This is a genomic window from Longispora albida DSM 44784 (assembly GCF_000379825.1).
GTDB lineage: Bacteria > Actinomycetota > Actinomycetes > Mycobacteriales > Micromonosporaceae > Longispora > Longispora albida.
In genome coordinates, this window is sequence record NZ_KB903834.1 from 203,235 (window position 1) to 224,578 (window position 21,344).

The window sequence follows — 21,344 nt, forward strand, 5'->3', positions numbered from 1 at the left end:
CTGCCGTGGCTGGGACACATTCGGCGTACTCGCGGCGAGACTTCCTGACCGGCGTGCTCGCCTGCGGCACGCTCACCTCGGCGGCCATCTACCTGCTCCCCGGCGGCAGCCAGCCGAAGGACACCGAGCTGACCCTGGTCACCGGGGCCGACTCGACCGGAGCCCGCCAGCTCCTGATCGACATGTGGAACCGGGCCAACCCCCGGGTCCGGGTCAGCCTCGCCACCTCGCAGGGCGCGACGGCCGACCAGAAACGGCAGGCCGTCACGGCCGCGCGTAACGGCGTGGCCGACGTGGTGAACCTCGACGCGATCGACATCCAGGACTTCGCCGGGCAGGGGCTGCTCCGGCCGATCGAGATGCACGACGCCGAGCTGTTCCTCGACCGGGCGATCCGGGCCAACCGGGTGCCCGGCGACCCCGACCGGTACTGGGCCGTGCCCTTCAACACCGACGTCGGCATGCTCTTCGCCCGGCAGGAGCCCGGAGACCCGGCCGAGCACACGCTGCGCGAGGTGCTCGACGACGCGGCGCTGGACGGTACGCGAGCCTTCGTCGGCCAGCTCGACCCGGCGTCGTCAGCCTCGAACGAGGCCTTCGTCGTCAACATCCTCGAACACGCGCTCGCCCGCGACGAGGGCATCCTCGACGTGAACGGCGGGCCGGCCTACGACCTCGGGCGCTGGCAGCAGGCACTCCAGCCACTACGGGTGGCCGCGGCCAAGGGCCGGGTGCTGCTGTCCGACAACGAGCAGAGCAGCCTGGAGGCGTTCGGGGAGCCGGGGCGGCGGTACATGAGGAACTGGCCGGTGCAGTACCGGGTGCTCCAGCAGAAGGAGGATCCGGGCGTGCGGAACGCGCGGCTGCGGGTACGGGCGCTGCCGATCGGGATCCTCGGCGGGCAGAGCCTGGCCGTCGTCGCCGGTTCGCGCAATCCGGGGCCAGCCGCCGACCTGATCCGGTTCCTGACCGGCGAGGAGGCCCAGAAGGTCCTCGCGGCGCACGGGCTCGCCCCGACCAGGACCAACGCCTACATCGACCCGAACCTGAAGGCGTTCATCCCGCACCTGGGCGCGATCCGGGGCGCCGTGGAGAGGTCCAGGCCCCGGCCGGTGCACCGCGACTACGGCCGGTTCGCCGAGGCCGTCGTGCTGCACGCCGGCCGGCTGCTGCGGAGCAACATCGACCTGCCATCCAAGTTCGTCGACGACATGCGCGCTGCGCTGGGAGGCAGGTGATCGGGGTGCGCGTCGAACTGTGGCTGATCCCGCTGCTGGTCACGGCCGGGATCGTGGTCGTGGAGTACGGGCTGCGCGTCGCACGCGACCGGGGCCTGCTGCCGGCCGCGCGCCGGCTCCGGCTGCGGACCGGCGCGCTGGTCGGGCTGGCTGGCATCATGCTCGCGCTGCTCTGGCAGGCGTGGTCGCGGATCGGCACGTCGGTGATGGCCAACCTGGCGGCCGTGCTCTCCACGCTCGTGGAGGTCATCACGCTGTGGCTGACCTACCAGTCCTACCGGGAACTGCGGAGCAGGAAGGACCAGCCTTAGCGCTCGTCCTGGTACCCGTCGGGGACGAACACCTGCTCTGGTACGCCGAACGCCTCCACAAGGGTCAGTGTGTGCGGGGCGAGCGCCGTCACCGCCCTGTCGATCAGGTCAGGTAGCTCCTCGACCTGCTCCGCGGTGAGCCGGCCGGCTGCGAGCAGCACGCCGTCGTGGCCGGAGATCCGCCGCAGGGCGAACAGCCGGTGCACCCCGCGCAGCACTTCCCTTGCTGGCTGGCCGTCGGCGCGCTCGGCCCAGTCGTGCAGTGCCTCGGCTGCCAGGCGGTGCGCATGGGCTGCGACCAGCTCGAGAGCCGGGCCGACGGTGGCGTTCCACCGGGCCAGCGGTGACCGGGCGCCGCGGTCCCGGAGCTTGCGGCTCGCCCGCTGGTGCCAGATCTCCTCGATGCCGATCAGCAGCCCGTGCAGGTACGCGGGGTCAGCCAGGTCCGGCTCGGTTCGCGGGACCGCGGGCCTGCGCCAGCCGAGGCTCAGCTCGGCGGCTGCCTTGTTCCAGATCACCAGGTTGTCGCCCTCGGCGGTGATCGGGCCTTCGATCGCGGCGATCGGGTCGGCGAACCCGTTCACCCGGAGCGCGCCGCGTGCCCCGCACCGCTCACGGCACTCGATGGCCACTGCGCGGCCCTGCCACGTGGTCCAGCCCTTGGTGATCGCGACGACGCGTTCGGCCTCGGACCGGTCCGCGGGTCCGGCGTCCAGCCAGCGGCGCACGGCGTACCGATGCAGTGCGGTCACGGCATAGGCAGTGACAGTCGCGTCAACGAGCCGGGCCTGGTGTGCCCCGTGCTCGAAGAGCGTGACCGACTCGCCGGGCCTCAGGCCGGCCGTCGATCGGGCGTGCGCGTGCCGGACCGCGAGGGCGACGGCCGTCTTCGCCGCGCTGACCCCGCAGGCACTCATGCACAGCTTCCCGGCGGTGACCCGGCCGATCGCGTGCAGTAACCGGCGACGGCCACTGCCAGCCGCCTGGCCGGACGGCAGCGGGCCGAGGAGCGCTTCCGGCGGCAGGCGTACCTGGTCGAAGCTGGTCACGGCATGGTCGACCGGGCAGGTGAGCGCCGGCGGCAGCAGCTCGATCCGTACTCCTGGCATCGGCTGGCGCCCGTCGTTCAGCCGGGTGAGGAACAGGTGCACGCCATGGTCCGTACTGTCGGCGAGCAGCCTCGCGGCGACCAGCCCGGTCTTGGCGCCGCCCGCGCTGGACGTGTTGGGCATGAACTTCGCCGCGCCCCGGTTCGGAGTGTGCAGGACGAAGTCGCCGGTCCCGGGGTCCCGGGTCGCCGTGGTCTCCAGCCTCGCGGCGTCGTTACCGTGCGCCACCTCGGTGCACAGGAACGTGCCGGTCTCGCGCAGCCCGGTGTACTCCGCCAGGTCGCGTACGCCCTCGGGCTCCAGGTCCAGCAGGCTGCCGAGGAACAGGTTGTAGTGGATGCCGGCGATCGCGGTGAAGCCGGGTTCGACCGCGCCCGTCCACTCGTGCATCACGGCGAGCTGCTCGGGATCGGCCACGAAGGCCGGCACGTCAGCAAGGCTCTCGTTGACCAGCGCGAGCAGCCGGTACGCCCGGTGCACCCGCTCCTCGTGGGACAGGCCGCCACGGTGAGCGAAGCCGGTTGTCCCGATCAGCTTGCGCCACCACTCGTGCAGGCCTGCGGACTCTGGTGGGTACAGCACGCTGGTCAGGGCCGACAGGACCGACGCGTTCACGGTGTTCATGTCTCGTTGATCGGGTTCCCGCCCGCTGGCCGGGCGGGAACCCGCCGTTGTCAGCGGCCGAGGCTGCCGAAGAAGCCGCTCATCGGGGAGTCGGCCGAAGGGTTGCGGTAGAAGTCGCTCGCCGCGGCCAGCAGTTCCTCCCGGTCGATGCGGCCGTCACCGTCCGTGTCGATCAGCCGGAAGACCCGCTCGCTGTCCTCGGTGGAGACACCCATCGCGACCTGGGCCTGCCGGAATTCCGCCATCGAGACGATCCCGCTGTCGTCGGCGTCGGCGAGCGCGAAGATCGCCGAGGCCAGCGGACGGAGCAGTTCGTCGAAGCCCTGCTCGCTCTCGCCGACAGCCACCGTGAGCGCCGCGCTGAACTGCTCACGGCTGAACGGGCCGTCGCCGCCACCGAGCTGGGCCGAGATGCCGTTCCAGTAGCTGACGAAGGCCGCCCGGACCGTCTCGATCTTCGCGGGAGCCGCCGTGGCGCCGAACCCGGCGATCACGCGCTCGCCGAGAGCCGTCATGTCCGCCGCGCGCAGGTCACCGCTGCCGTCGATGTCGAGCAGGTCAAACAGCCGGGAGTACTTGATCGAGAAGTCGGTAGCCATAGTCATGGCAGAAGTATAGGCCTTATGTAAAATAAGTCCGATTTGGGGCTGGCGGGGCCAGTGGGGCCAGAGTCAGGACGCTGGCTTCTCCATGCACCCGATCAGGTGGTCGTTGACCATGCCGGTGGCCTGCATCAGGGCGTAGGCCGTCGTCGGGCCGAAGAACTTGAAGCCAGCCTTCTTCAGCGCCTTCGCCATCGCGGTCGACTCGGCCGTCACGGCCGGGACGTCGCCGCCGGTCGCCGGGCGGGCCTGGTCGGGCACCGCGTACGCCCAGAGGAAGTCCGAGAGCCCGCCGGGCAGGTCCAGCGCGACCCTGGCGTTGTGGATCGCTGCCTCGATCTTCATCCGGTTGCGGACGATGCCCTGGTCGGCCATCAGCCGCTCGACGTCGTCGCTGCCGAACCCGGCGACGGTCTCCAGCGCGAAGTCACCGAACGCCGCCCGGAAGGCCGCGCGCTTGCGGAGGATGGTGATCCACGACAGCCCGGACTGGAAGGCCTCCAGGGTCAGCCGCTCGTACAGCGGCTCGTCGCCGCGCACGGGCTGCCCCCACTCCTCGTCGTGGTAGGGCAGGTATTCCGGAGCGGAGTAGGCCCAGTGGCAGCGGCCGAGCCCGTCGGGCCCCACAACCAGCGCAGTCATGCCGCCAACGGTATCGGAGGGGTACGACGGGGCTAGCGCTTGCCCTCGTCCTCAGTGGACCCGGTGGCCTCGGCGGACTCCGGAAGCTCGGGCTCGGCGTCCAGGTCGATGATCTCTTCGTGGTCGCTGGCCGCCGGGTGCTGGCCGCCGGCCGCGAGCCGGGCCTCCCTGAGCCGGTCGGCGTCGTCGGCCCGGCCCTCGCGCAGGGCGACGACCTCGGATTCGAGGACGCTGATCAGCTCCTGCTTGTAGCCGAGGTCGTAGCCGAGGCGGCCGATCGCCTCGTCGACCTGGTCGGCGCGGTACCCGCGCAGGCCCACGTCGAACCGCAGGCGGCCCAGGTCGCCCTCCGCCAGTGGCCGGCCGGCCGGGAGGGCGACGGCGCGCCCGTCGGGCTCGACCACGGCGAGGCCGGGATCGGTACCGGTCAGCAGGGCGGCGGCGCCGAACACGATGCCACCGGCGACCAGCGCGACGACGAGCAGCAGCAGGACCTGGTTCATAACCGGCAATGCTAGTGCCGGCCGGCAGTCAGCGCGAGGCCTGCGTGCGAGCGTCAGCCGACTTCCTTGAGCGACGTGGCCAGCTGGGCCAGCGCGCCGTCCAGGGTATCGACGATGATCAGGGATTCCAGGGCTGCCTCGCGGACCATGCCGAGCGTGACGAGCCGGCCGAGCCAGGTCAGCAGGCCGTCGTAGAAGCCGCCGGCGTTCACGACGACCACGGGCTTGGCGTGCATGCCGAGCCCGGCCGTCGTCCAGACCTCGAACAGCTCGTCGAGGGTGCCGAGCCCGCCGGGGAGTACCAGGAAGGCGTCCGAACGATCGATCATCTGGCCCTTGCGATCCAGCATCGACCCCGCGACCACCAGCTCGTCGGATCCGGTGTCGGCGATCTCGACGGCGGCAAGCGCCTCGACGATGATCCCGACCGTGTACCCACCGGCCGAGCGGGCGCCGCTGGTCACGGCGCCCATCATCCCGACACGGGCCCCGCCGCTGACCAGGGTGTGCCCGGCCTCGGCCAGCCGGATGCCGGTCTCGCGGGCGAGGTCCAGATAGGACTGCGCGACGGTGACCGACGAGGCGCAGAAGACGCAGACGGCTGCCATCAGATCCGGCCGGCCGCCTGGATCCGGTGCACTGCCTCGGCCACGTCGTCGGTGAGGTGGACCAGGTCGAGGTCGAGCGGCCCGATCATGCCGTCGGCGAGCATGCTGGTCCGCAGCCAGCCGAGCAGGCCCGACCAGTAGTCGACGCCGAGCAGGACCACGGGGAACTCGGTGACCTTGCCGGTCTGCACGAGGGTCAGCGCCTCGAACAGCTCGTCCATCGTCCCGAAGCCGCCGGGCAGGACGCAGAAGGCCTGCGCGTACTTGATGAACATGGTCTTGCGGGCGAAGAAGTAGCGGAAGTCGATCCCGATGTCGCACCACTCGTTGAGGCCCTGCTCGAACGGCAGCTCTATCCCCAGCCCGACCGACAGGCCACCAGCCTCCTGGCAGCCCTTGTTGGCGGCTTCCATGACGCCCGGCCCGCCACCCGTGATCACGGCATAGCCGGCCTGGGCGAGCGCGGCACCCAATTCCTCGGCCAGCAGGCACTCGGGGCTGTCGGGCTTGCTGCGCGCCGAGCCGAACACGCTGACCGCCGGCGGCAGCTCGGACAGGGTGTCGAAGCCCTCGACGAACTCCGCCTGGATCCGCAGCGAGCGCCACGCGTCGCCGATCCGCCAGTCCTGGCGGCCCTTCGAGTCGAGCAGCCGCTGGTCGGCGGTGACGAGCTGGCTGGCGGCACCCCTGCGCAGTGTGACCGGGCCTCGGTGCCGCTCGGGTCCTCTCTTTTCCGTCATGTCAGCCATTGTCAGCCATTGACCCCGGCGAGCCAGTCACGCAGCACCGCAGCCCCGTCGATGATCTTCTGGATCTCCACGTGCTCGTCCTGCTTGTGGGCCAGATTGGGGTCGCCGGGGCCGAAGTTGACGGCCGGGACGCCGAGCGCAGAGAAGCGGGCGACGTCCGTCCAGCCGAGCTTGGCGCGCGGCTCGGCACCGGCCAGAGCCAGGAAGTCCTTCACCGCTGGCTGTTCGAGGCCGGGCAGCGCACCGGGCGCCGAGTCGGAGAGTTCAACGTCAAACCCGTCAAAAACCTCTTTCACGTGTACCAGCGCCTCGGCCTCGCTCCTGTCCGGCGCGAACCGGTAGTTGACCGTCACCTCGCACCGGTCCGGGATCACGTTGCCCGCGACCCCGCCATTGATCAGCACGGCGTTGAGCCCCTCGCGGTACTCGCAGCCGTCGATGAGGACCGTGCGGGCCTCGTAGGCGTCGAGCCGGCGGAGCAGCTCGCCCATCGCGTGGATCGCGTTGACGCCGAGCCAGGAGCGGGCCGAGTGCGCGCGTTTGCCGTGCGTGGTGACGCGGACCCGCATCGTGCCCTGGCACCCGGCCTCGACCACGCCGTACGTCGGCTCCAGCAGGACGGCGAAGTCGCCGGCCAGCCACTCCGGGTTCTCCTGGGCGATCCGGTTGAGCCCGTTGCGCTCGGCTTCGACTTCCTCGCAGTCGTAGAAGAAGTACGTGACGTCGTGGACGGGCTCGGTGAGCGTCGCGGCGAGGTGCAGTGCGATGGCTGTGCCGGACTTCATGTCGGACGTGCCGCAGCCGTGCATGACGCCGTCCTCGGTACGCGACGGCCAGTTGTCGTGGTGCGGCACCGTGTCGAGGTGGCCGGCCAGCACGACGCGGCTCGCCCTGCCCAGATTCGTCCGGGCCATCACGGAATTACCGGAGCGGGCGACGCTCAGATGCGGAAGGTTTAGCGCGGCCTCGACCTGCCCGGCGATATTTTCCTCATCGCCGGAGACCGACGAGATATCGACCAGGGCCCGGGTCAGCGCGACAGGGTCTGCGAGCTCATCCGTTGTCAGCACCCCCGTAGACTAGCCCGTCGTGAGCAGCGAATTTCTCGACGAGACGGCATGGGGCTCAGGCCTCGCGACCGTGACAGCCGACGGCACCGTCCTGGAAGTCTGGTACCCGGAGCTCGGCCTCGGCGAGGCCCGCGACGTGACCCTCCCGGCGGGCGAGCGCCCGCTCGGCATGCGGCGCGTACCGGTCACGACCAGCATCAGCCTGGCCGAGCCCCCGAAGGACACCGCCGACGCGTACCTGCGCCTGCACCTCATCTCCCACCGGATCATCCGGCCGCACCAGGCCAACCTGGACGGGATCTTCGGCATCCTCCCGAACATCGCGTGGACCTCGGCCGGCCCGGTGCTGCCCGAGCAGGTCAACGAGCTGCGGCTGACCGTGCCGCACCTGACGGTGTTCTCTGTGGACAAGTTCCCGCGCATGGTCGACTACGTCGTGCCGTCCGGTGTCCGGATCGCCGACGCCGACCGGGTGCGGCTGGGCGCGCACCTGGCGCCCGGCACGACGGTCATGCACGAGGGCTTCATCAACTTCAACGCCGGCACGCTCGGCGCCTCGATGGTCGAGGGCCGGATCGTGGCCGGGGTGGTCGTCGGGGACGGCTCGGACATCGGGGCCGGCGCCTCGATCATGGGTACGCTCTCCGGCGGCGGCAAGCAGGTCGTCTCGATCGGCGAACGCTGCCTGCTCGGGGCCAACGCCGGCATCGGCATCTCGCTGGGTGACGACTGCGTCGTGGAGGCCGGGCTGTACGTCACGGCGGGTACGAAGGTCACCCTGCCCGACGGCCGGATCGTCAAGGCGCTGGAGCTGTCCGGTTCCTCCGGCATCCTCTACATCCGCAACTCGGTGACGGGCACGGTGGAAGCGCGGGCCCGCAAGGGTACGGGCATCACGCTGAACGCCGCGCTGCACGCCAACGACTAGGGTCTGTCCGGTAGATCTTGTCGGTGCGAGGCGAGTCTCAGGAGTCGGCTGACAAGCCGTTTTCCTCCCGGAATACCGGTGTTGTATTCCGGGAGGAAAACGGCGCAGGCAGGCGGCTTCTGAGGCCGCCGCAGCCCGGCAAAGATCTACCGGACAGACCCTAGTTCTCCCGCTCCTCCACTGTGGCTGGTACCGATCCGGTACCGGCCACAGGTCTTTTCTCCCTTGATGAACCAGGGAGATCCTGATTGGCTCACCGGGCGACTCGACCGCAGGGGGACACAAACGGATGACGGTGGAACTGCGGATACTCGGACCGGTTCAGTTACTGGTGGACGGCACGGCCGTGACGATCGGCCCGCCGCGCCGCGTGGCCGTCCTGGCCGCACTGCTCGCGGAGCACGGCAGGCTGGTACAGCAGGACACGCTGACCCAGCGGGTCTGGGGCGACGAGGCCCCGGACTCCGTACGCTCGACCCTCCACGCGCACCTGAGCCGCATCCGGGCCCTGCTCGACGGCACGGGCGTGCAGATCCGGCGCGAGGGCTCCGGCTACCTGGCTAGCGTGCCGGACGGCGTGCTCGACCTCCAGGTCTTCCGCTCGATGGTCGCCGAGGCCCGCGCTCTGCCCGCCGAGCGTCTCGCCGAACGGGCTGCCCTGCTCGCGGCGGCGCTCGGGCAGTGGCGGGGCAGGCCGCTCTCCGGGCTGACCGGGCCGGCCACCGGCTGGGCCGAGCGCACCGCCGAGACCCTCGACCGCCAGCGCCTGACCGTGATCGCGGAGTGGGCCGACGCCGAACTCCAGCTCGACCGGCCGGGTTCCGTGCTCGACGCGCTGGCCACGCTCACCGCGGAGTACCCGCTGGCCGAGCAGCTCACCGGCCGCCTGATGCTCGCCCTGGCCCGTTCCGGCAGGCGCGCCGAGGCGCTGGACGTCTACGCCCGCGCCCGGGAACACCTCGCGGCCGAGCTCGGCGAGAACCCGGGTCCGTACCTGCGTGACCTGCACACCCGGATGCTGCGCGGCGAGGAGAACACCCCAGGCGACGAGCCAGCCGCCGCCGAGCCCGCACCGGGGCCGGCCCCGGTCTGCCAGCTCCCGGCCGGGGTGGCCGACCACACGGGCCGGCTGGCCGAGACCGGGTCAGCCATCGAGGCGCTGAGCCGGGCGGACGGCCGGGCTGGCGCGCTGGTGACGATCTCCGGCATGGGCGGCACCGGCAAGACCTCCCTCGCCGTGCACATCGCCCACCAGGTCCGGGACCAGTACCCGGGCGGGCAGCTCTTCGCCCACTTGCGCGGCCTCGACGAGCACCCGGCCCAGCCAGCCGACGTGCTCGCCGAGTTCCTGCGGGCGCTGGGCGTGGCCGGTCACGCCATCCCGGACCGGCTCGACGACCGGGCAGCCGCGTACCGCTCGCTGCTGAGCAGCCGCCGGGTCCTGGTCGTGCTGGACGACGCCACCGACGAGCGGCAGGTCAGGCACCTGCTCCCCGGCGCGGGCCACTCCGCGGTACTCGTGACCAGCCGCTCACCGCTGTCCACTCTGGACGGCGCGCTGCGGCTGAGGATCGGCGAGCTGCCCGAGCCTGAAGCGCTCGACCTGCTCCGCCGGGCCAGCACCCCGGGCCAGGTCGACGCCGACCCGGCGGCAGCGAGGCACCTGGCCGAGCTGTGCGCCCGCATGCCGCTGGCCCTGCGCGTCGCCGGAGCCCGGCTCGCCCACCGGCCACACTGGACGGCCGCCGAGCTGGTCGAGGCGCTGGCCGACGAGCGGGACCGGCTCGACGCCCTCGACCAGGGCGACCTCGGCGTCCGGACCAGCCTGGCGCTGAGCTTCCACGCCCTGCCGGGACCCGCCGCCGGGCTGCTGCTGCGGCTGGCCACCCTGCCCAGTACCGACTTCCCCGGCTGGGCCGCCGCCGCGCTGCTCGACCAGCGCCCGGCCCCGGCCCGCGAGACGCTGGAGCTGCTGGTGGACGCGCAGCTCGTGCAGCTGCGCGGGCGCGACGACCTCGGCCAGGTCCGGTACCAGCTGCACGACCTGGTCCGGCTCTTCGCCCGCGAGGAGTCCGAGCGGGCACTGCCGGTCGTGGAGCGCGCCGAGTGCCGCGAGCGGTACTTCGACGGCTGGCTGGCGCTCGCCGAGGAAGCCGAGCGGCGGGCCCCGCACGGGTACCTGGGCCCGAGCCCGCTGCGCCCCGACCGGTGGCCGTGGCTGGCGGAGCTGCGCGGGCGGCTGATCGCCGATCCGTACCGCTGGCTGGAGGCCGAGATGCCGGTCCTCACGGCGGTGGTGGAGGCGGCGGCCGAGCACGGGTACGTGCAGCACGCCTGGCGGATCGCCCGCTCGGCCGTCGGGTTCTTCGAGGTCCGTGGCCGGTACGCGGACTGGAGGCGCACGCACGAGGCAGCGCTGAGGGCGGCACGGGAGGTTGGGGACCGGCAGGGTACGGCGGCGATGCTGCACGGGCTCGGTGAGCTGACGGCCGTGCTCGACGACTACGACACGGCCCCGCGCTGCCTCACCGAGGCCCGGGATCTCTTCACGACGCTCGGCGACCCGCAGGGCGCTGTGCTGTCGGAGTGCGCGCTGGGCGTCGTGGACCGCATCCTCGGCCGCCGCGAGGAGTCGGTGGCCCGGCTCCGGTCGGCAGCCGCCGAGGCCGGGGCGCACAAGGAGTCACGGGCCGAGGCCTACGCCAGGTACCTGATCGGCATGACGCTGCTCGACGGCGGCGACTACCCGGCGGCCGAGGCCGAGTTCGCCCGTTCGCAGGCCCTCGCGCACAGCTGCCGTTTCATCCGTGGCGAGCAGCAGGCGCTGCGCGGGCTGGCCGTCGTGAGCCTGCGGACCGGCAACCTCGCCTCGGCGCGCGGCCGGGCCTCCGACGCGCTGGTGATGAGCCAGCGGATCGGGGACGAGCTGGAGACCGCGTACACGATCAACGTCCTGGGTGACTCGGCGCGCCAGCTGGGCGAACTCGCCCAGGCCGAGAAGCTGCTGACCTCCTCGCTGGCCATGTTCCGCAGGTGCGGCGAGAAGTACGGCGAGGCAGCGACCCTGCACCTGCTCGGCGAGGTCTACCTCGACGGTGGCCAGCCGGAGCCGGCCCGCAGCCACCTGGAGGCCGCCCGCGTCCTCTGGGACCTGCTCGACGCTCCAGCCGGCCAGGAACGCACAGCCCGCGCCCTCAACCGGCTCAGCTGACCCCCGTCTCGTTTGCGCGCTGGCACGTTGCCACGGACCCGGGTGCGCCTCGGTAGGCTGGCCTCATGCTGACCAGGTTGGAAGTCCAGGGTTTCAAGAACCTGCTGGACGTCCGGGTGGACTTCGGCCCGTTCACCTGCATCGCGGGCGCCAACGGCATCGGCAAGTCCAACCTGTTCGACGCGATCGAATTGCTGTCGTACCTGGCGGAGATGCCCCTCGCCGAAGCCGCGAAACGTGTCCGGGGATCTTCGGACCCGCGAGACCTTTTCTGGAACGGTTACCAGTCCGGTGAACACCAGATGAGCCTCGCAGCCGAGATGATTGTTCCCGGGGAGGCGTGGCTGACCGCGGGCGGCCACGAGGCCATCCCTGACTCCTACCTGCGCTACGAAGTCGTGCTCGGATTGGAGGAAGCCTCCGGCCCGGCGAGCGTTGGCAAGCTCGTCATCATGAGGGAAGATCTCCACCCGCTCTCAGCGGCTTCCCTCGTGGGGAGTCCCGTCGAGCGGCTAGCCGCAGACATAAGCAGCCAGTCTGCGGCCAGGCCGCTTCTGACCTCCCGTATGGACGACAGTCGGCTCCGGCTCGCCTATCACAGCGACCAGGGCCCGGTAATCATGAACGTGCCCAAGCATCCGAAGGGGCACCGAACCGGCCTCAGCATGATGATCTTCAGCCTGGCGCCTTCGGTCTGGCCCGCCCGGCAGGAGATGCTCGGCTGGCGGCGGCTGGCCCTCGAACCTTCGGCGCTCCGCGCGCCCGACAGCTTCGGAGACCCTCGGGTGCTGAGCACCGATGGCCGGTACCTCGCAGCCAGCCTGTATCGCATTGCGCATGAAGGATCCAGCGACCCCGACGCCGTCTACGCCCGCGTCGCCGGACGGCTGGCGGACCTCGGCGACACTGGTGTCCGCGAGGTTTCCGTCGAACCGGACGAGATCAGGGAGGCCTTCACGCTGTTCCTCACGACGCGTGACGGCATGCGGCTACCGGCGAGGGCCTTGTCCGAAGGCACCCTGCGTTTCCTAGCCCTGTGTGTGCTTCTCGAGGACCCCGATCTCACAGGTCTGATCTGCATGGAGGAGCCGGAGAACGGCATCCACCCGGCGAATCTGCCAGCCGTGGTCAGGCTGATCCAGGATCTTGCTCTGGACCCAGCGGAACCGGTGGACGAGACCAATCCGTTCCGGCAGGTGATTGTCAACACTCACTCCCCGGGCGTGGTCCAGGTGTGCGACCCGCAGGACCTGTTGCTCGCCGAACTGCTACCTCAGCAGGCGCCGGACGGCAGCGTGACCAGCGCGCTGACATTGCTTCCGTTCAAGGACTCCTGGCGAGCGGCATCTGGGATCACGACGTTCTCCGAAGCCGACATCGTGCCCTACCTCACTGCTCCATCTGGCACACAACTTCGCCTGCCTTCGGAGTGGAACCAGTGAGGCAACGTTCCGGGCTGTTCATCGCGGAGGGCACCTCCGACTTACCGCTGGCGGATCTCGTGGAAGCGTTGTTTCTCGAACAGGGCGTGAGTGTACGGCTCAGCAAACCAGACTTCGGTCTTCTTGAGCGCAGTATCAAAAAGGATGTCAGGTCCAAGCTCGAAGCTGGCTGTCAGCTGGCCGGGCAGCCAGTCGATGTCCTGGTCGTGCACCGGGATGCCGACAACGCGGGTCCGGCACCCCGGCGGCAAGAGATCGCCGAAGCCTCCGCTCAGAGCGCTCCTGAGGCCGCCGTGATTCCCGTGGTGCCTGTCCGGATGACCGAGGCTTGGCTACTGCTCGACGAGGCAGCGATCCGCCAGGTCGCCGGTAATCCGAAGGGGCGCAGCTCACTGGGGCTTCCGAACCCGCGAGAGGCTGAACGGGTCGCCGACCCGAAGAAGCTCCTCGCGGAATGCCTTGCCGAGGCCTCCGGTGCGACAGGGCGTCGCCGCAAGCAGATGGCTGAGCGGTTCCCGCAGCACCGCCGCCAGCTCCTGGAGCGTTTGGACCCCTTCGGCCCGGTCACCCGGCTGGAGAGCTGGAAGCAGCTGGTGGCCGACGTGGAGGACATCGTGGCCAGCTGGACTGGTCGGTAAGTCACTCGCTGCCGCCGCCCGAGCGGGACGGGAAGAAGGGCCGGAGCAGGCCGGCCAGTGCCTCGATGTTGCGGGTCTGCATGAGGAGCGTGCCGGGCCCGGTGAAGGTCGCGACCAGTCCCTCTCCTGACGTCATCGAGCGGAAGATGCTCTTCGTGGCCTTGTTGATCGTGTACGGCATCGCGGCGGGCCAGGCCACCAGGTGCCCGGTGTCCACGACGTAGCGCTCGCCCGGCTGGAGCACCCGGCTGTGCAGTGCGCCGTACGCGGTCACGAACAGCAGCCCGTTCCCCCGGATCTGGAGCACGAACATGCTCTCGCTGCTGAAGAAGGACCGCGCGCCGCCCCAGCCCGTCTCGACCTCCAGGCTGGGCTCGGCCGCGAGGTAACAGGACGCAGCCACGTTGTACGCCTCGCCGGACACGTGCAGCGGCACGATGTCACCCGGCGCGCCCGGCGCCAGCGTCAGCTCCCCCGGCCCGCCCCGCGCCGTGTACGTCGACACGAAAGCGCTCCGCCCGCCGGCCCCGCGTTTGAGCGCGCCCCACAGCCCGCCCTCCATCTGGGACTCCAGCTCGACGTTGCCGCTCATGCTGACCATCGCGCCGGCCTCGGCCTTCACCGGCTGCTCCGGGGCGAGCACGAGCGTGGCCAGCGCGAAGGCCGGGCGGTAGCCGATCTGGTAGCTGAACGCCGGGGTCTGGCCGGCGTCGGGAAGCACGCGAAGCTCGGTCATGCCCCGAGCGTAGACCGGTTAAGGGGCCCTCAGGCGCTCAACAGCGGCAGCGACGGCCTGATCGGAGCCGGTCAGTGCCACCCGCACGTACTCGGCGCCGGCCGGGCCGTAGAACGCGCCGGGTGAGACGACGATGCCGCGGCTCGCGAGCCAGTCCACGGTCACCCAGCAGTCCTCGCCGCGGGTCGCCCACAGGTACAGGCCGGCCTCGGAGTGCTCGATCCGGAACCCTGCGGCCTCCAGGGCGGGCTTGAGCAGGTCGCGGCGGGCCGAGTACAGGCCGCGCTGGGCGGTCACGTGCTCGGTGTCGGCCAGCGCCGCCGTCATCGCCGCCTGCACGGGGCCGGGCACGATCATGCCGGCGTGCTTGCGGACGGCCAGCAGTTCCTTCACGAGGGCCGGATCGCCGGCCACGAAGCCGCCCCGGTACCCGGCGAGGTTCGACCGCTTGGACAGCGAGTGCACGGCGAGCACGCCGGTGTAGTCGCCGTCGCAGACCGAGAGGATCGAGACCGGCTCGGTGTCCCAGCCGAGTTCGAGGTAGCACTCGTCGCTGACCACGATCGTGCCGGAGGCACGCGCCCAGTCCAGCACCTTGCGCAGGTGTGCCTCGGGCAGCACCCGGCCGGTGGGGTTGGACGGCGAGTTCAGCCAGATCATGGCGACCCTGGCCGGGCCGAGCGCGGTGAGCGAGTCGGAACGGACCAGCTCGCAGCCTGCCAGCCGGGCGCCGACCTCGTACGTCGGGTACGCCAGCTCGGGGATCACGATCGTGTCGCCGGGGCCGAGGCCGAGCAGCGTCGGCAGCCAGGCCACCAGCTCCTTGGAGCCGATCGTGGGCAGTACGTCGAAGCCGTCGGCCGCGCCGCACCGCTCGCGCACCCAGTCGGTGACGGTGGCACGCAGTACGGCGGAACCGGTGGTCAGGGGATAGCCCGGCACATCACCGGCGGCGGCAAGCGCAGCCTGCACCGTGGCGGGAACGGGGTCCACTGGAGTACCCATGGACAGCTCGATCACGCCACCGGGATGTGCCCGGGCCTTCTCCAGATAGGGAGCCAGGACGTCCCAGGGGAAGTCCGGCAGCCGGGCGGAGACGCTCAGTGCTTCGCCTCGGCCGGCGGCAGCGCCGCCACGAACGGGGCGTCGGCGTCGATCTTGCCGCTCTTGGACGCGCCACCCGGGGAACCGAGGTCGTCGAAGAACCGGTAGTTCGCGTCGGTGAAGTCCTTCCAGTTCTCCGGGACGTCGTCCTCGTAGAAGATGGCTTCGACCGGGCAGACCGGCTCACAGGCACCGCAGTCCACGCACTCGTCAGGGTGGATGTACAGCATGCGGTTGCCCTCGTAGATGCAGTCAACAGGGCACTCTTCGATGCACGCCTTGTCCAGCACGTCCACACACGGCTCGGCAATGATGTACGTCACGGCATTCCTCTCCGCACTGAATCCAGGCTATACCCGCCAGCGAGTAAGCCTAAGGTGTCCCCGGCGTGCAATCCACCGGGAGGGGCACCGTGCTTGTGAAAGACCAGATCGGGCGGAGGGTGGTTATTCGCCGCAGGCTGCCAGACCAGCATCTTACGGATGTGGTCGGCGTCCTCCGAGCCCTGGGTGAGATGGATCTCATCGTTGCCACGGACAAGGGGGAGGTCACCATCCGGTACGCCGACATCGTCGCGGCGAAGGAGGTGCCGCCCCGGCCGGTGAAGTACTCAGAGATCGCTGCCCTGGAGCGGGCCGCGGTGGGCGGCTGGCCGCCGGTGGAGACGGCCGCGCTGGGCGACTGGGTGCTGCGAGCTGGCGGGGGCTGGACCAACCGGGCCAACACCGCGCTGCCGATCGGCGACCCGTGCGTGTCCCTTGAGGAGGGTGTGGCGACCGTCGTTTCCTGGTACAAGGAAAGGGGTTTGCAGCCGAGGTTCGCCGTGCCGCTGCCGCTCGCGCGTGGCGTGGCACGGGTCCTGGAGGCACAGGGCTGGGAGAGTTACTTTCCGACGACAGTGATGGTCTCCGATCTCTCCTTCGCCGCCGAGGACAGCGACGTGGTCCTGGCGGACGAGCCGGACGAGGCCTGGCTGCGGATGATGGCGGGGCAGAAGGGCGAGCTGCCACCCATCGCCCGGAGCATCCTCACCGGGCCGGAGATGGTCACATTCGCTTCCCTGTACTGCGGCGGCGAACTCGCCGCGATCGGCCGGTGCGCGGTGGCTGACGGCTGGGCGGGCTTCGCTCTCGTGCAGACCAGCCTGCCGTACCGGGGTCAGGGGCTGGCCCGGAAGGTCATGGGCGCGCTGGCAGCCTGGGCGCGCGCAGCCGGGGCGGGACGCGGCTATTTGCAGGTCGAAGAAGCGAATGAGCCCGCTATCTCCCTGTACACCCGGCTGGGCTTTGCGCGGCACCATGGCTACGTTCATTATCGTTTGACTGATTAGTACTATATTGGGGCGGTGATCGCCGCCGCGCTGCTGAGCATGTTCCTCGCCGCCCCGCTCGCCCCTCCCGCCGTCTCCCCCGTCGACCAGCATCCCGTCGACGGGGTCGACGTCGCGAGCTGGCAGCACCCGCAGGGCGCGGCGATCAGGTGGCCGGACGTGGCGAACTCCGGCGTCGACTTCGCGACCGTGAAGGCCACCGAGGACAACGACTACGTCAACCCGTACTTCCGGTCCGACATGGACGGTGCGCGGGCCGCGGGGCTGCCGGTCGCGCCGTACCACTTCTACCTGGCCAGGGCCGCCGACACGGGCACAGCGCAGGCCGAGCACTTCGTCGCGACGGTGCGGGAGGCCGGGTACACGGGCAAGCGCCAGCTCGACCTGCCGCCCGTCCTCGACCTCGAATGGGACTGGAAGACGAACCAGTGCCCGGCCCAGATCTCCGTCACCGACGTGAAGGCGTGGCTGGACACCGTCGAACGCGCCTTCGGCCGCAAACCCGTGATCTACACCAACCGGTACTTCATGCTCGACTGCATGGGCGGCACCAAGGCCCTCGGCGGGTACCCGCTGCAGATCGCCCACTACGGCCAGACCCCGCCGCAGGCGCTGCCGCCGGGCTGGGACACCTGGCACATGTGGCAATGGACGGCGCAGAGCGCGGTACCAGGCATCCAGGGCAAGGTCACGCACTCCGTGTTCCACGGGACGGCCGGAGCGCTCCGCGAACTCGCCGGGCTGGCCAGGCGCGGCTACGAATGAGGGTTACCACTCCGGCCCGATGGATGGTATGAATCCCCGATGAAGCAACGGTGGATGCCCGTCGCCGCTGTGGCCGGGCTGCTCTTCGTGATCAACGCGGCCAGCCGGCTGACGGTCAAGCTCGGCGAGATCACCGAGATCTCCGGCCAGGACCGGGTCGCCATGATCAGTTTCGTGGCGGTCGCGCTGGCGTGTGCGGCGGCCGGAGCCTGGTGGACCATGCGGTACCCGATGATCCGGCTCGCGGCCGACCTGCTGGTCGCGATCACGGCTGGCTGCCTGCTGTCCGTGTTCGCCGGGCCGCTGCTGACCGGCTCCCAGCCGTTCAGCTCCGGCCTCGGCTTCCTCATCGGACAGACCCTCCAGTACCTGGCGGTGGCCGGGCTGGGCACGGGCCTGGGCATCCTCGCCGTCATCGCCTTCGGCCAGGACTGGAAGGCGAAGGCGTGGAAGCGCCACGAGGCCGAGATGCGCGACCGCCGTACCAGATCAAAAAGATCTTGATCCTGATCATTTGATCTTGATCTAAGGCGAGGTGGCCCGCTGAGCGGAAATCTGACAAGCGAAACGAAAGCCCGTGTACTGGGTTGTACACGGGCTTTTGTTTCGCGCAGCTCAGATTTTCGCTCAGCGGGCCGGCACCACCAAGACGCGGTAGGCGCCGATTCCGGCTGCTATCGAGCCGAAGAACAGGAACGCCAGGGACACCCAGTTGTCCCCGTACACGATGTCGTTCTCGGCGGTCGGCCACAGCCAGAAGCCCGCGCCGGCCAGCCAGAACGCCGCAGGGAGCGCCGCCCAGCCACTCCGGGTCAGCTGGTGGGCGACGCGGCACAGGTACGGCGTGATGACGACGGCGGCGGCGATCGACACCGGCACCAGCCAGCCGGCCACCCGGAACGGCGTGAAGAACACCTCCACGACCGCCGAGGCCGCCGCCGCGAAGCAGGCGAGGAAGATGATCACGGCCACGTACCAGGCGGGCTCCCGCTCGTCTGGTACGACGTCCTGGCTGTGGTCGTGGAAGGTCAGGCTCACCCGGAAAGGGTAACGCCGGCGAAGAGGTCGGACTCCCAGCCGTACGGGCCGACGCCCGGCCCCTTGGTGCCCTCGGCGAGCGTGTAGTACTCCACGCCCATCATCTCCTCGCCGAAGCCGCCGGCCAGCGTGAACAGCCAGGACGTCGGCGGGATCTGTGTGGCGTGCGCGCGGAGGGAAGCGAGCTTCTGTTCGCCGTACGCCGTGGCCTCGATCCGGGCGGCGATCTCCTCGTCCGGCGTGCCGAACGGCAGGTCGTCGACGCTCTCCACGCCCGCGAACGGGTTGTCGGAGGACCCGGCGAACTCGGCGAGCCCAGCGGCCATCACGCTCTTCGGCACGGCCGTCCAGTACACCTTCTGCGGGGCGGCGTCCCCGGCCAGCTCGCAGGCGCGCATCGCGACCCGGTGGGCCTGGATGTGGTCGGGGTGGCCGTAGAACCCGTTCGGGTCGTAGGTGACCAGGACCTGTGGCCGGGTCTCCTCGAACACCTTGACCAGGTGTTTGGCCGCCTCGTCGAGGTCGGCGCCCCAGAAGGCCCTCGGGTGGTTGTTCGGCTCGGTGCCCATCATCCCGGAGTCGCGGTAGCGGCCGGCCCCGCCCAGGAAGCGGTGGTCGGACACGCCGAGAGCCTGGCACGCCGCCGCCAGCTCGGCGATCCGGTATCCGCCCAGCTGGTCGGCCTCCGCGGCCAGCAGCCCGGACAGCTCCGGAACGTGGATCTCGCCCTCTTCACCGAGGGTGCAGGTCACCAGGGTCACCTGGGCGCCCTCGGCGGCGTAGCGGGCCATCGTGGCCCCCGTGCCGATGGCTTCGTCGTCGGGGTGTGCGTGCACGAATACGATGCTGCGGGAGGTCACTCGGCTACTTTAGACCGTATGGTGGACTTTCCCGGACCGCCGCGCGCCGTGCGGATCTCCGCTGACGGCCTGCGGGTCACGTTCCTGCGGTCCGGCCAGCTCCGGATCTTCGATCTGCCCGAGGGCAGCGAGCGGGCCGTCGTGACACCGGGGCCCCTTTCCTGGTACTCGGCGGACGCGCTGGCCACCGTCGCGGCGTTCGAGATCGGCGGCGAGCTGCACCGGGCGGACCTGGCGACCGGCGAGGTCACCGCGATCGACGTGCCAGGGCCGGTCAGCGAGCCGAGGCCGGACCCGACCGGCAGGCGGATCGCGTACCTGACCGGCGGCAGCCTGCGGGTCTGGCAGCCCGATGGCCATGACTTCCTGCTCGCCGGGGAGGACAGCCGGGGAGTCTCCTGGGGTGTGGCAGAGCCGGTCGCCAGCGAGGTGTTCGGCCGCGACGCCGGGTACTGGTGGTCGCCGGACGGCGAGCACATCCTGGCAACCAGAGTCGACGTCTCCCGGCTGCCGGACGAGGGCGTACCCCTCGCCGGGCAGGACAACGCGATGGTCTCCCTGCACGTGCTCGACCTCGACGGCGGCTGGGTGGACGTGCACTGGGACCGGCTGGCCTACCCGTACCTGGCCGCGGCCGAATGGAGCCACTCCGGCCCGCTGATCACGGTCCTCCGGCGGCTCCAGCAGCACGGGCTGGCCCTGACGATCGACCCGCGTACCGGGGAGACCCAGGTCCACGCCGAGCTGTCCGATCCGCACTGGGTGGAGTTCGTGCCCGGCACGCCGTCCCGGCTGCCCGACGGGCGCGTGGTGCTCGCCGGCGAGCTGGTCCGCGACGGCCTCGACGCCCGGTGCCTCTTCGCCGACGGCGCGCTGCTGACACCGCCGTCCATGTACCCGCGCTCGGTCTGCGGGGTGCTGCCCGAGGGCCTCCTGCTCGGCGCCAGCGAGGGTGAGCCCAGCGAGCAGCACCTGTACCTGGTCAGCCTCGCCCCCAGTACCCCGCCCAGGCAGCTCACCACCACACCGGGCTGGCACAGCGCCGTGACGGGCGGGGACACGTACGCGCTCTGCTCCGCCTCGTGGGAGCACGGCGAGCCACAGTGGACGGTCGTGCGCGGGGACACCCGGTACACCCTGGACAGCGGGACGCCCCTGCGCGCCGCCCGGCCCGCGCTGACCCGGGTCACCGACCGGCAGATCCCAGTCGCCGTGTGCTACCCGGCCGGCCACGTGCCCGGCGTGCGGCTGCCCGTGCTGGTCCAGATCGGCACCCGGCCCGGCGAACAGCAGGTCCGCGCGGACGGCGGCACGTGGGCCGAACGGCAGTGGTGGGCCGACCAGGGATTCGCCGTGGTCAGCGTGGACGGGCGGGGGACGCCGGGGTGCTCGCCCCGGTACGAGAAGGTCGTGCACCACCGGATCGGGGACGTGGCCCTCGCCGACCAGTGCGACGCGCTGCACGCGCTGGCGGCCAAGCACCCCGACCTCGACCTCGACCGGGTCGGCGTGCGGGGCACCGGGTACGGCGGCTTCCTCGCGATCGCCGCGCTGCTCCGCCGGCCGGACCTCTTCCAGGCCGGTGTGGCGCACGCGCCGCTGCTGGACTGGGGCACGGCCAGTACCGGCTTCGCCGAGCGCTACCTCGGCCTCCCTCTCGAACAGCCAGAGGCCTACGCCAGGCACTGGCTGCACGAGGAGCTGTCCACGCTGGAGCGCCCGCTGCTGATGTCGGCGGACGGCGAGCTGGAGTTCCTCAGGGAACACCTGTCCTGAGAAGCGTCAGGACGCGACACAGCCCCGGCGTACGCGACGCCGGGGCTGTGTCCTGAGAGA

The 21,344-nt window shown here is 70.7% G+C and carries 22 protein-coding genes; 10 read left to right on the top strand and 12 right to left on the bottom strand.

Annotation, left to right across the window (positions count from 1 at the left end; all coding sequences use genetic code 11):
* The first annotated feature begins 5 nt into the window (after positions 1–5).
* Together A3G1_RS0121475 and A3G1_RS0121480 are read left to right on the top strand one after the other, a co-directional pair.
* Positions 6–1,238, top strand: a complete 1,233-nt coding sequence (locus tag A3G1_RS0121475; RefSeq protein ID WP_018351548.1) for an extracellular solute-binding protein — start codon at positions 6–8, stop codon at positions 1,236–1,238.
* Positions 1,239–1,243: 5 nt separating this feature from the next.
* On the top strand, positions 1,244–1,549 hold the full coding sequence (locus A3G1_RS0121480; protein WP_026212371.1) for a hypothetical protein: 306 nt from the start codon (positions 1,244–1,246) through the stop codon (positions 1,547–1,549).
* Here the strand turns inward: A3G1_RS0121480 and A3G1_RS0121485 are convergent.
* The 7 genes from A3G1_RS0121485 to dapE form a co-directional block, all read right to left on the bottom strand.
* Positions 1,546–3,282, bottom strand: coding sequence for an acyl-CoA dehydrogenase family protein (locus tag A3G1_RS0121485; protein WP_018351550.1), 1,737 nt, complete (start codon positions 3,280–3,282; stop codon positions 1,546–1,548). The genes A3G1_RS0121480 and A3G1_RS0121485 overlap by 4 nt on opposite strands.
* Positions 3,283–3,332: 50 nt before the next feature.
* The gene (locus A3G1_RS38830) at positions 3,333–3,887 is read right to left on the bottom strand and encodes an EF-hand domain-containing protein (protein WP_083937024.1); all 555 of its coding nucleotides are present in this window, start codon (positions 3,885–3,887) and stop codon (positions 3,333–3,335) included.
* 66 nt (positions 3,888–3,953) lie between these two features.
* The gene (locus A3G1_RS0121495) at positions 3,954–4,526 is read right to left on the bottom strand and encodes a DNA-3-methyladenine glycosylase I (RefSeq protein ID WP_026212372.1); all 573 of its coding nucleotides are present in this window, start codon (positions 4,524–4,526) and stop codon (positions 3,954–3,956) included.
* A gap of 32 nt (positions 4,527–4,558) precedes the next feature.
* A complete protein-coding gene (locus A3G1_RS36035; RefSeq protein WP_018351553.1) occupies positions 4,559–5,029 on the bottom strand; it encodes a DivIVA domain-containing protein in 471 nt (156 codons plus the stop codon).
* 53 nt (positions 5,030–5,082) lie between these two features.
* Positions 5,083–5,637 (bottom strand): LOG family protein, encoded by a 555-nt coding sequence (locus A3G1_RS0121505; RefSeq protein ID WP_018351554.1) that lies wholly within the window; start codon positions 5,635–5,637, stop codon positions 5,083–5,085.
* The gene (locus A3G1_RS0121510) at positions 5,637–6,386 is read right to left on the bottom strand and encodes an LOG family protein (protein WP_018351555.1); all 750 of its coding nucleotides are present in this window, start codon (positions 6,384–6,386) and stop codon (positions 5,637–5,639) included. Before A3G1_RS0121510 ends, A3G1_RS0121505 begins: the two co-directional genes overlap by 1 nt.
* Before the next feature lie 2 nt (positions 6,387–6,388).
* The gene (gene dapE, locus A3G1_RS0121515; protein WP_026212373.1) at positions 6,389–7,456 is read right to left on the bottom strand and encodes a succinyl-diaminopimelate desuccinylase; all 1,068 of its coding nucleotides are present in this window, start codon (positions 7,454–7,456) and stop codon (positions 6,389–6,391) included.
* Between the two features lie 19 nt (positions 7,457–7,475).
* Here dapE and dapD point away from each other — a divergent pair, with 19 nt between their 5' ends.
* The 4 genes from dapD (at position 7,476) to A3G1_RS0121535 (ending at position 13,675) form a co-directional block, all read left to right on the top strand.
* Positions 7,476–8,384, top strand: coding sequence for a 2,3,4,5-tetrahydropyridine-2,6-dicarboxylate N-succinyltransferase (dapD, locus tag A3G1_RS0121520; protein WP_018351557.1), 909 nt, complete (start codon positions 7,476–7,478; stop codon positions 8,382–8,384).
* A gap of 289 nt (positions 8,385–8,673) precedes the next feature.
* A complete protein-coding gene (locus A3G1_RS36040) occupies positions 8,674–11,595 on the top strand; it encodes an AfsR/SARP family transcriptional regulator (protein ID WP_018351558.1) in 2,922 nt (973 codons plus the stop codon).
* Positions 11,596–11,660: 65 nt separating this feature from the next.
* Positions 11,661–13,037: an AAA family ATPase gene (locus tag A3G1_RS0121530; protein ID WP_018351559.1), complete on the top strand. Its 1,377-nt coding sequence runs from the start codon at positions 11,661–11,663 to the stop codon at positions 13,035–13,037.
* Positions 13,034–13,675, top strand: coding sequence for a DUF4276 family protein (locus tag A3G1_RS0121535; protein WP_211216365.1), 642 nt, complete (start codon positions 13,034–13,036; stop codon positions 13,673–13,675). Before A3G1_RS0121530 ends, A3G1_RS0121535 begins: the two co-directional genes overlap by 4 nt.
* A gap of 1 nt (position 13,676) precedes the next feature.
* Here the strand turns inward: A3G1_RS0121535 and A3G1_RS0121540 are convergent, their stop codons facing one another.
* From A3G1_RS0121540 to fdxA, 3 genes are read right to left on the bottom strand one after another with little or no spacing between them, the layout of a single operon-like run.
* On the bottom strand, positions 13,677–14,411 hold the full coding sequence (locus tag A3G1_RS0121540; RefSeq protein WP_018351562.1) for a TIGR00266 family protein: 735 nt from the start codon (positions 14,409–14,411) through the stop codon (positions 13,677–13,679).
* Positions 14,412–14,429: 18 nt separating this feature from the next.
* Positions 14,430–15,515: a succinyldiaminopimelate transaminase gene (gene dapC / locus A3G1_RS0121545; protein WP_040479132.1), complete on the bottom strand. Its 1,086-nt coding sequence runs from the start codon at positions 15,513–15,515 to the stop codon at positions 14,430–14,432.
* Positions 15,512–15,838, bottom strand: coding sequence for a ferredoxin (gene fdxA / locus A3G1_RS0121550; RefSeq protein WP_018351564.1), 327 nt, complete (start codon positions 15,836–15,838; stop codon positions 15,512–15,514). The genes dapC and fdxA overlap by 4 nt, the downstream gene beginning before the upstream one ends.
* Positions 15,839–15,933: 95 nt before the next feature.
* Between fdxA and A3G1_RS0121555 the strand changes: the two genes are divergently transcribed.
* From A3G1_RS0121555 to A3G1_RS0121565, 3 genes are read left to right on the top strand one after another with little or no spacing between them, the layout of a single operon-like run.
* Positions 15,934–16,845 (top strand): GNAT family N-acetyltransferase, encoded by a 912-nt coding sequence (locus A3G1_RS0121555; RefSeq protein ID WP_425411400.1) that lies wholly within the window; start codon positions 15,934–15,936, stop codon positions 16,843–16,845.
* A 15-nt stretch (positions 16,846–16,860) separates the two neighbouring features.
* Positions 16,861–17,610, top strand: a complete 750-nt coding sequence (locus A3G1_RS36045; RefSeq protein WP_018351566.1) for a glycoside hydrolase family 25 protein — start codon at positions 16,861–16,863, stop codon at positions 17,608–17,610.
* A 39-nt stretch (positions 17,611–17,649) separates the two neighbouring features.
* On the top strand, positions 17,650–18,114 hold the full coding sequence (locus A3G1_RS0121565; protein WP_018351567.1) for a hypothetical protein: 465 nt from the start codon (positions 17,650–17,652) through the stop codon (positions 18,112–18,114).
* A 123-nt stretch (positions 18,115–18,237) separates the two neighbouring features.
* On the opposite strand, the gene A3G1_RS38835 is transcribed toward A3G1_RS0121565, so the two are convergent.
* Together A3G1_RS38835 and mshB are read right to left on the bottom strand one after the other, a co-directional pair.
* The gene (locus A3G1_RS38835) at positions 18,238–18,648 is read right to left on the bottom strand and encodes a hypothetical protein (RefSeq protein WP_018351568.1); all 411 of its coding nucleotides are present in this window, start codon (positions 18,646–18,648) and stop codon (positions 18,238–18,240) included.
* Positions 18,645–19,508 (bottom strand): N-acetyl-1-D-myo-inositol-2-amino-2-deoxy-alpha-D-glucopyranoside deacetylase, encoded by an 864-nt coding sequence (gene mshB, locus A3G1_RS36055; RefSeq protein ID WP_018351569.1) that lies wholly within the window; start codon positions 19,506–19,508, stop codon positions 18,645–18,647. The genes A3G1_RS38835 and mshB overlap by 4 nt, the downstream gene beginning before the upstream one ends.
* Positions 19,509–19,526: 18 nt before the next feature.
* Between mshB and A3G1_RS0121580 the strand changes: the two genes are divergently transcribed.
* Complete coding sequence (locus A3G1_RS0121580) at positions 19,527–21,284, top strand: S9 family peptidase (RefSeq protein ID WP_018351570.1); 1,758 nt, start codon at positions 19,527–19,529, stop codon at positions 21,282–21,284.
* The last annotated feature ends 60 nt before the right edge of the window (positions 21,285–21,344 follow it).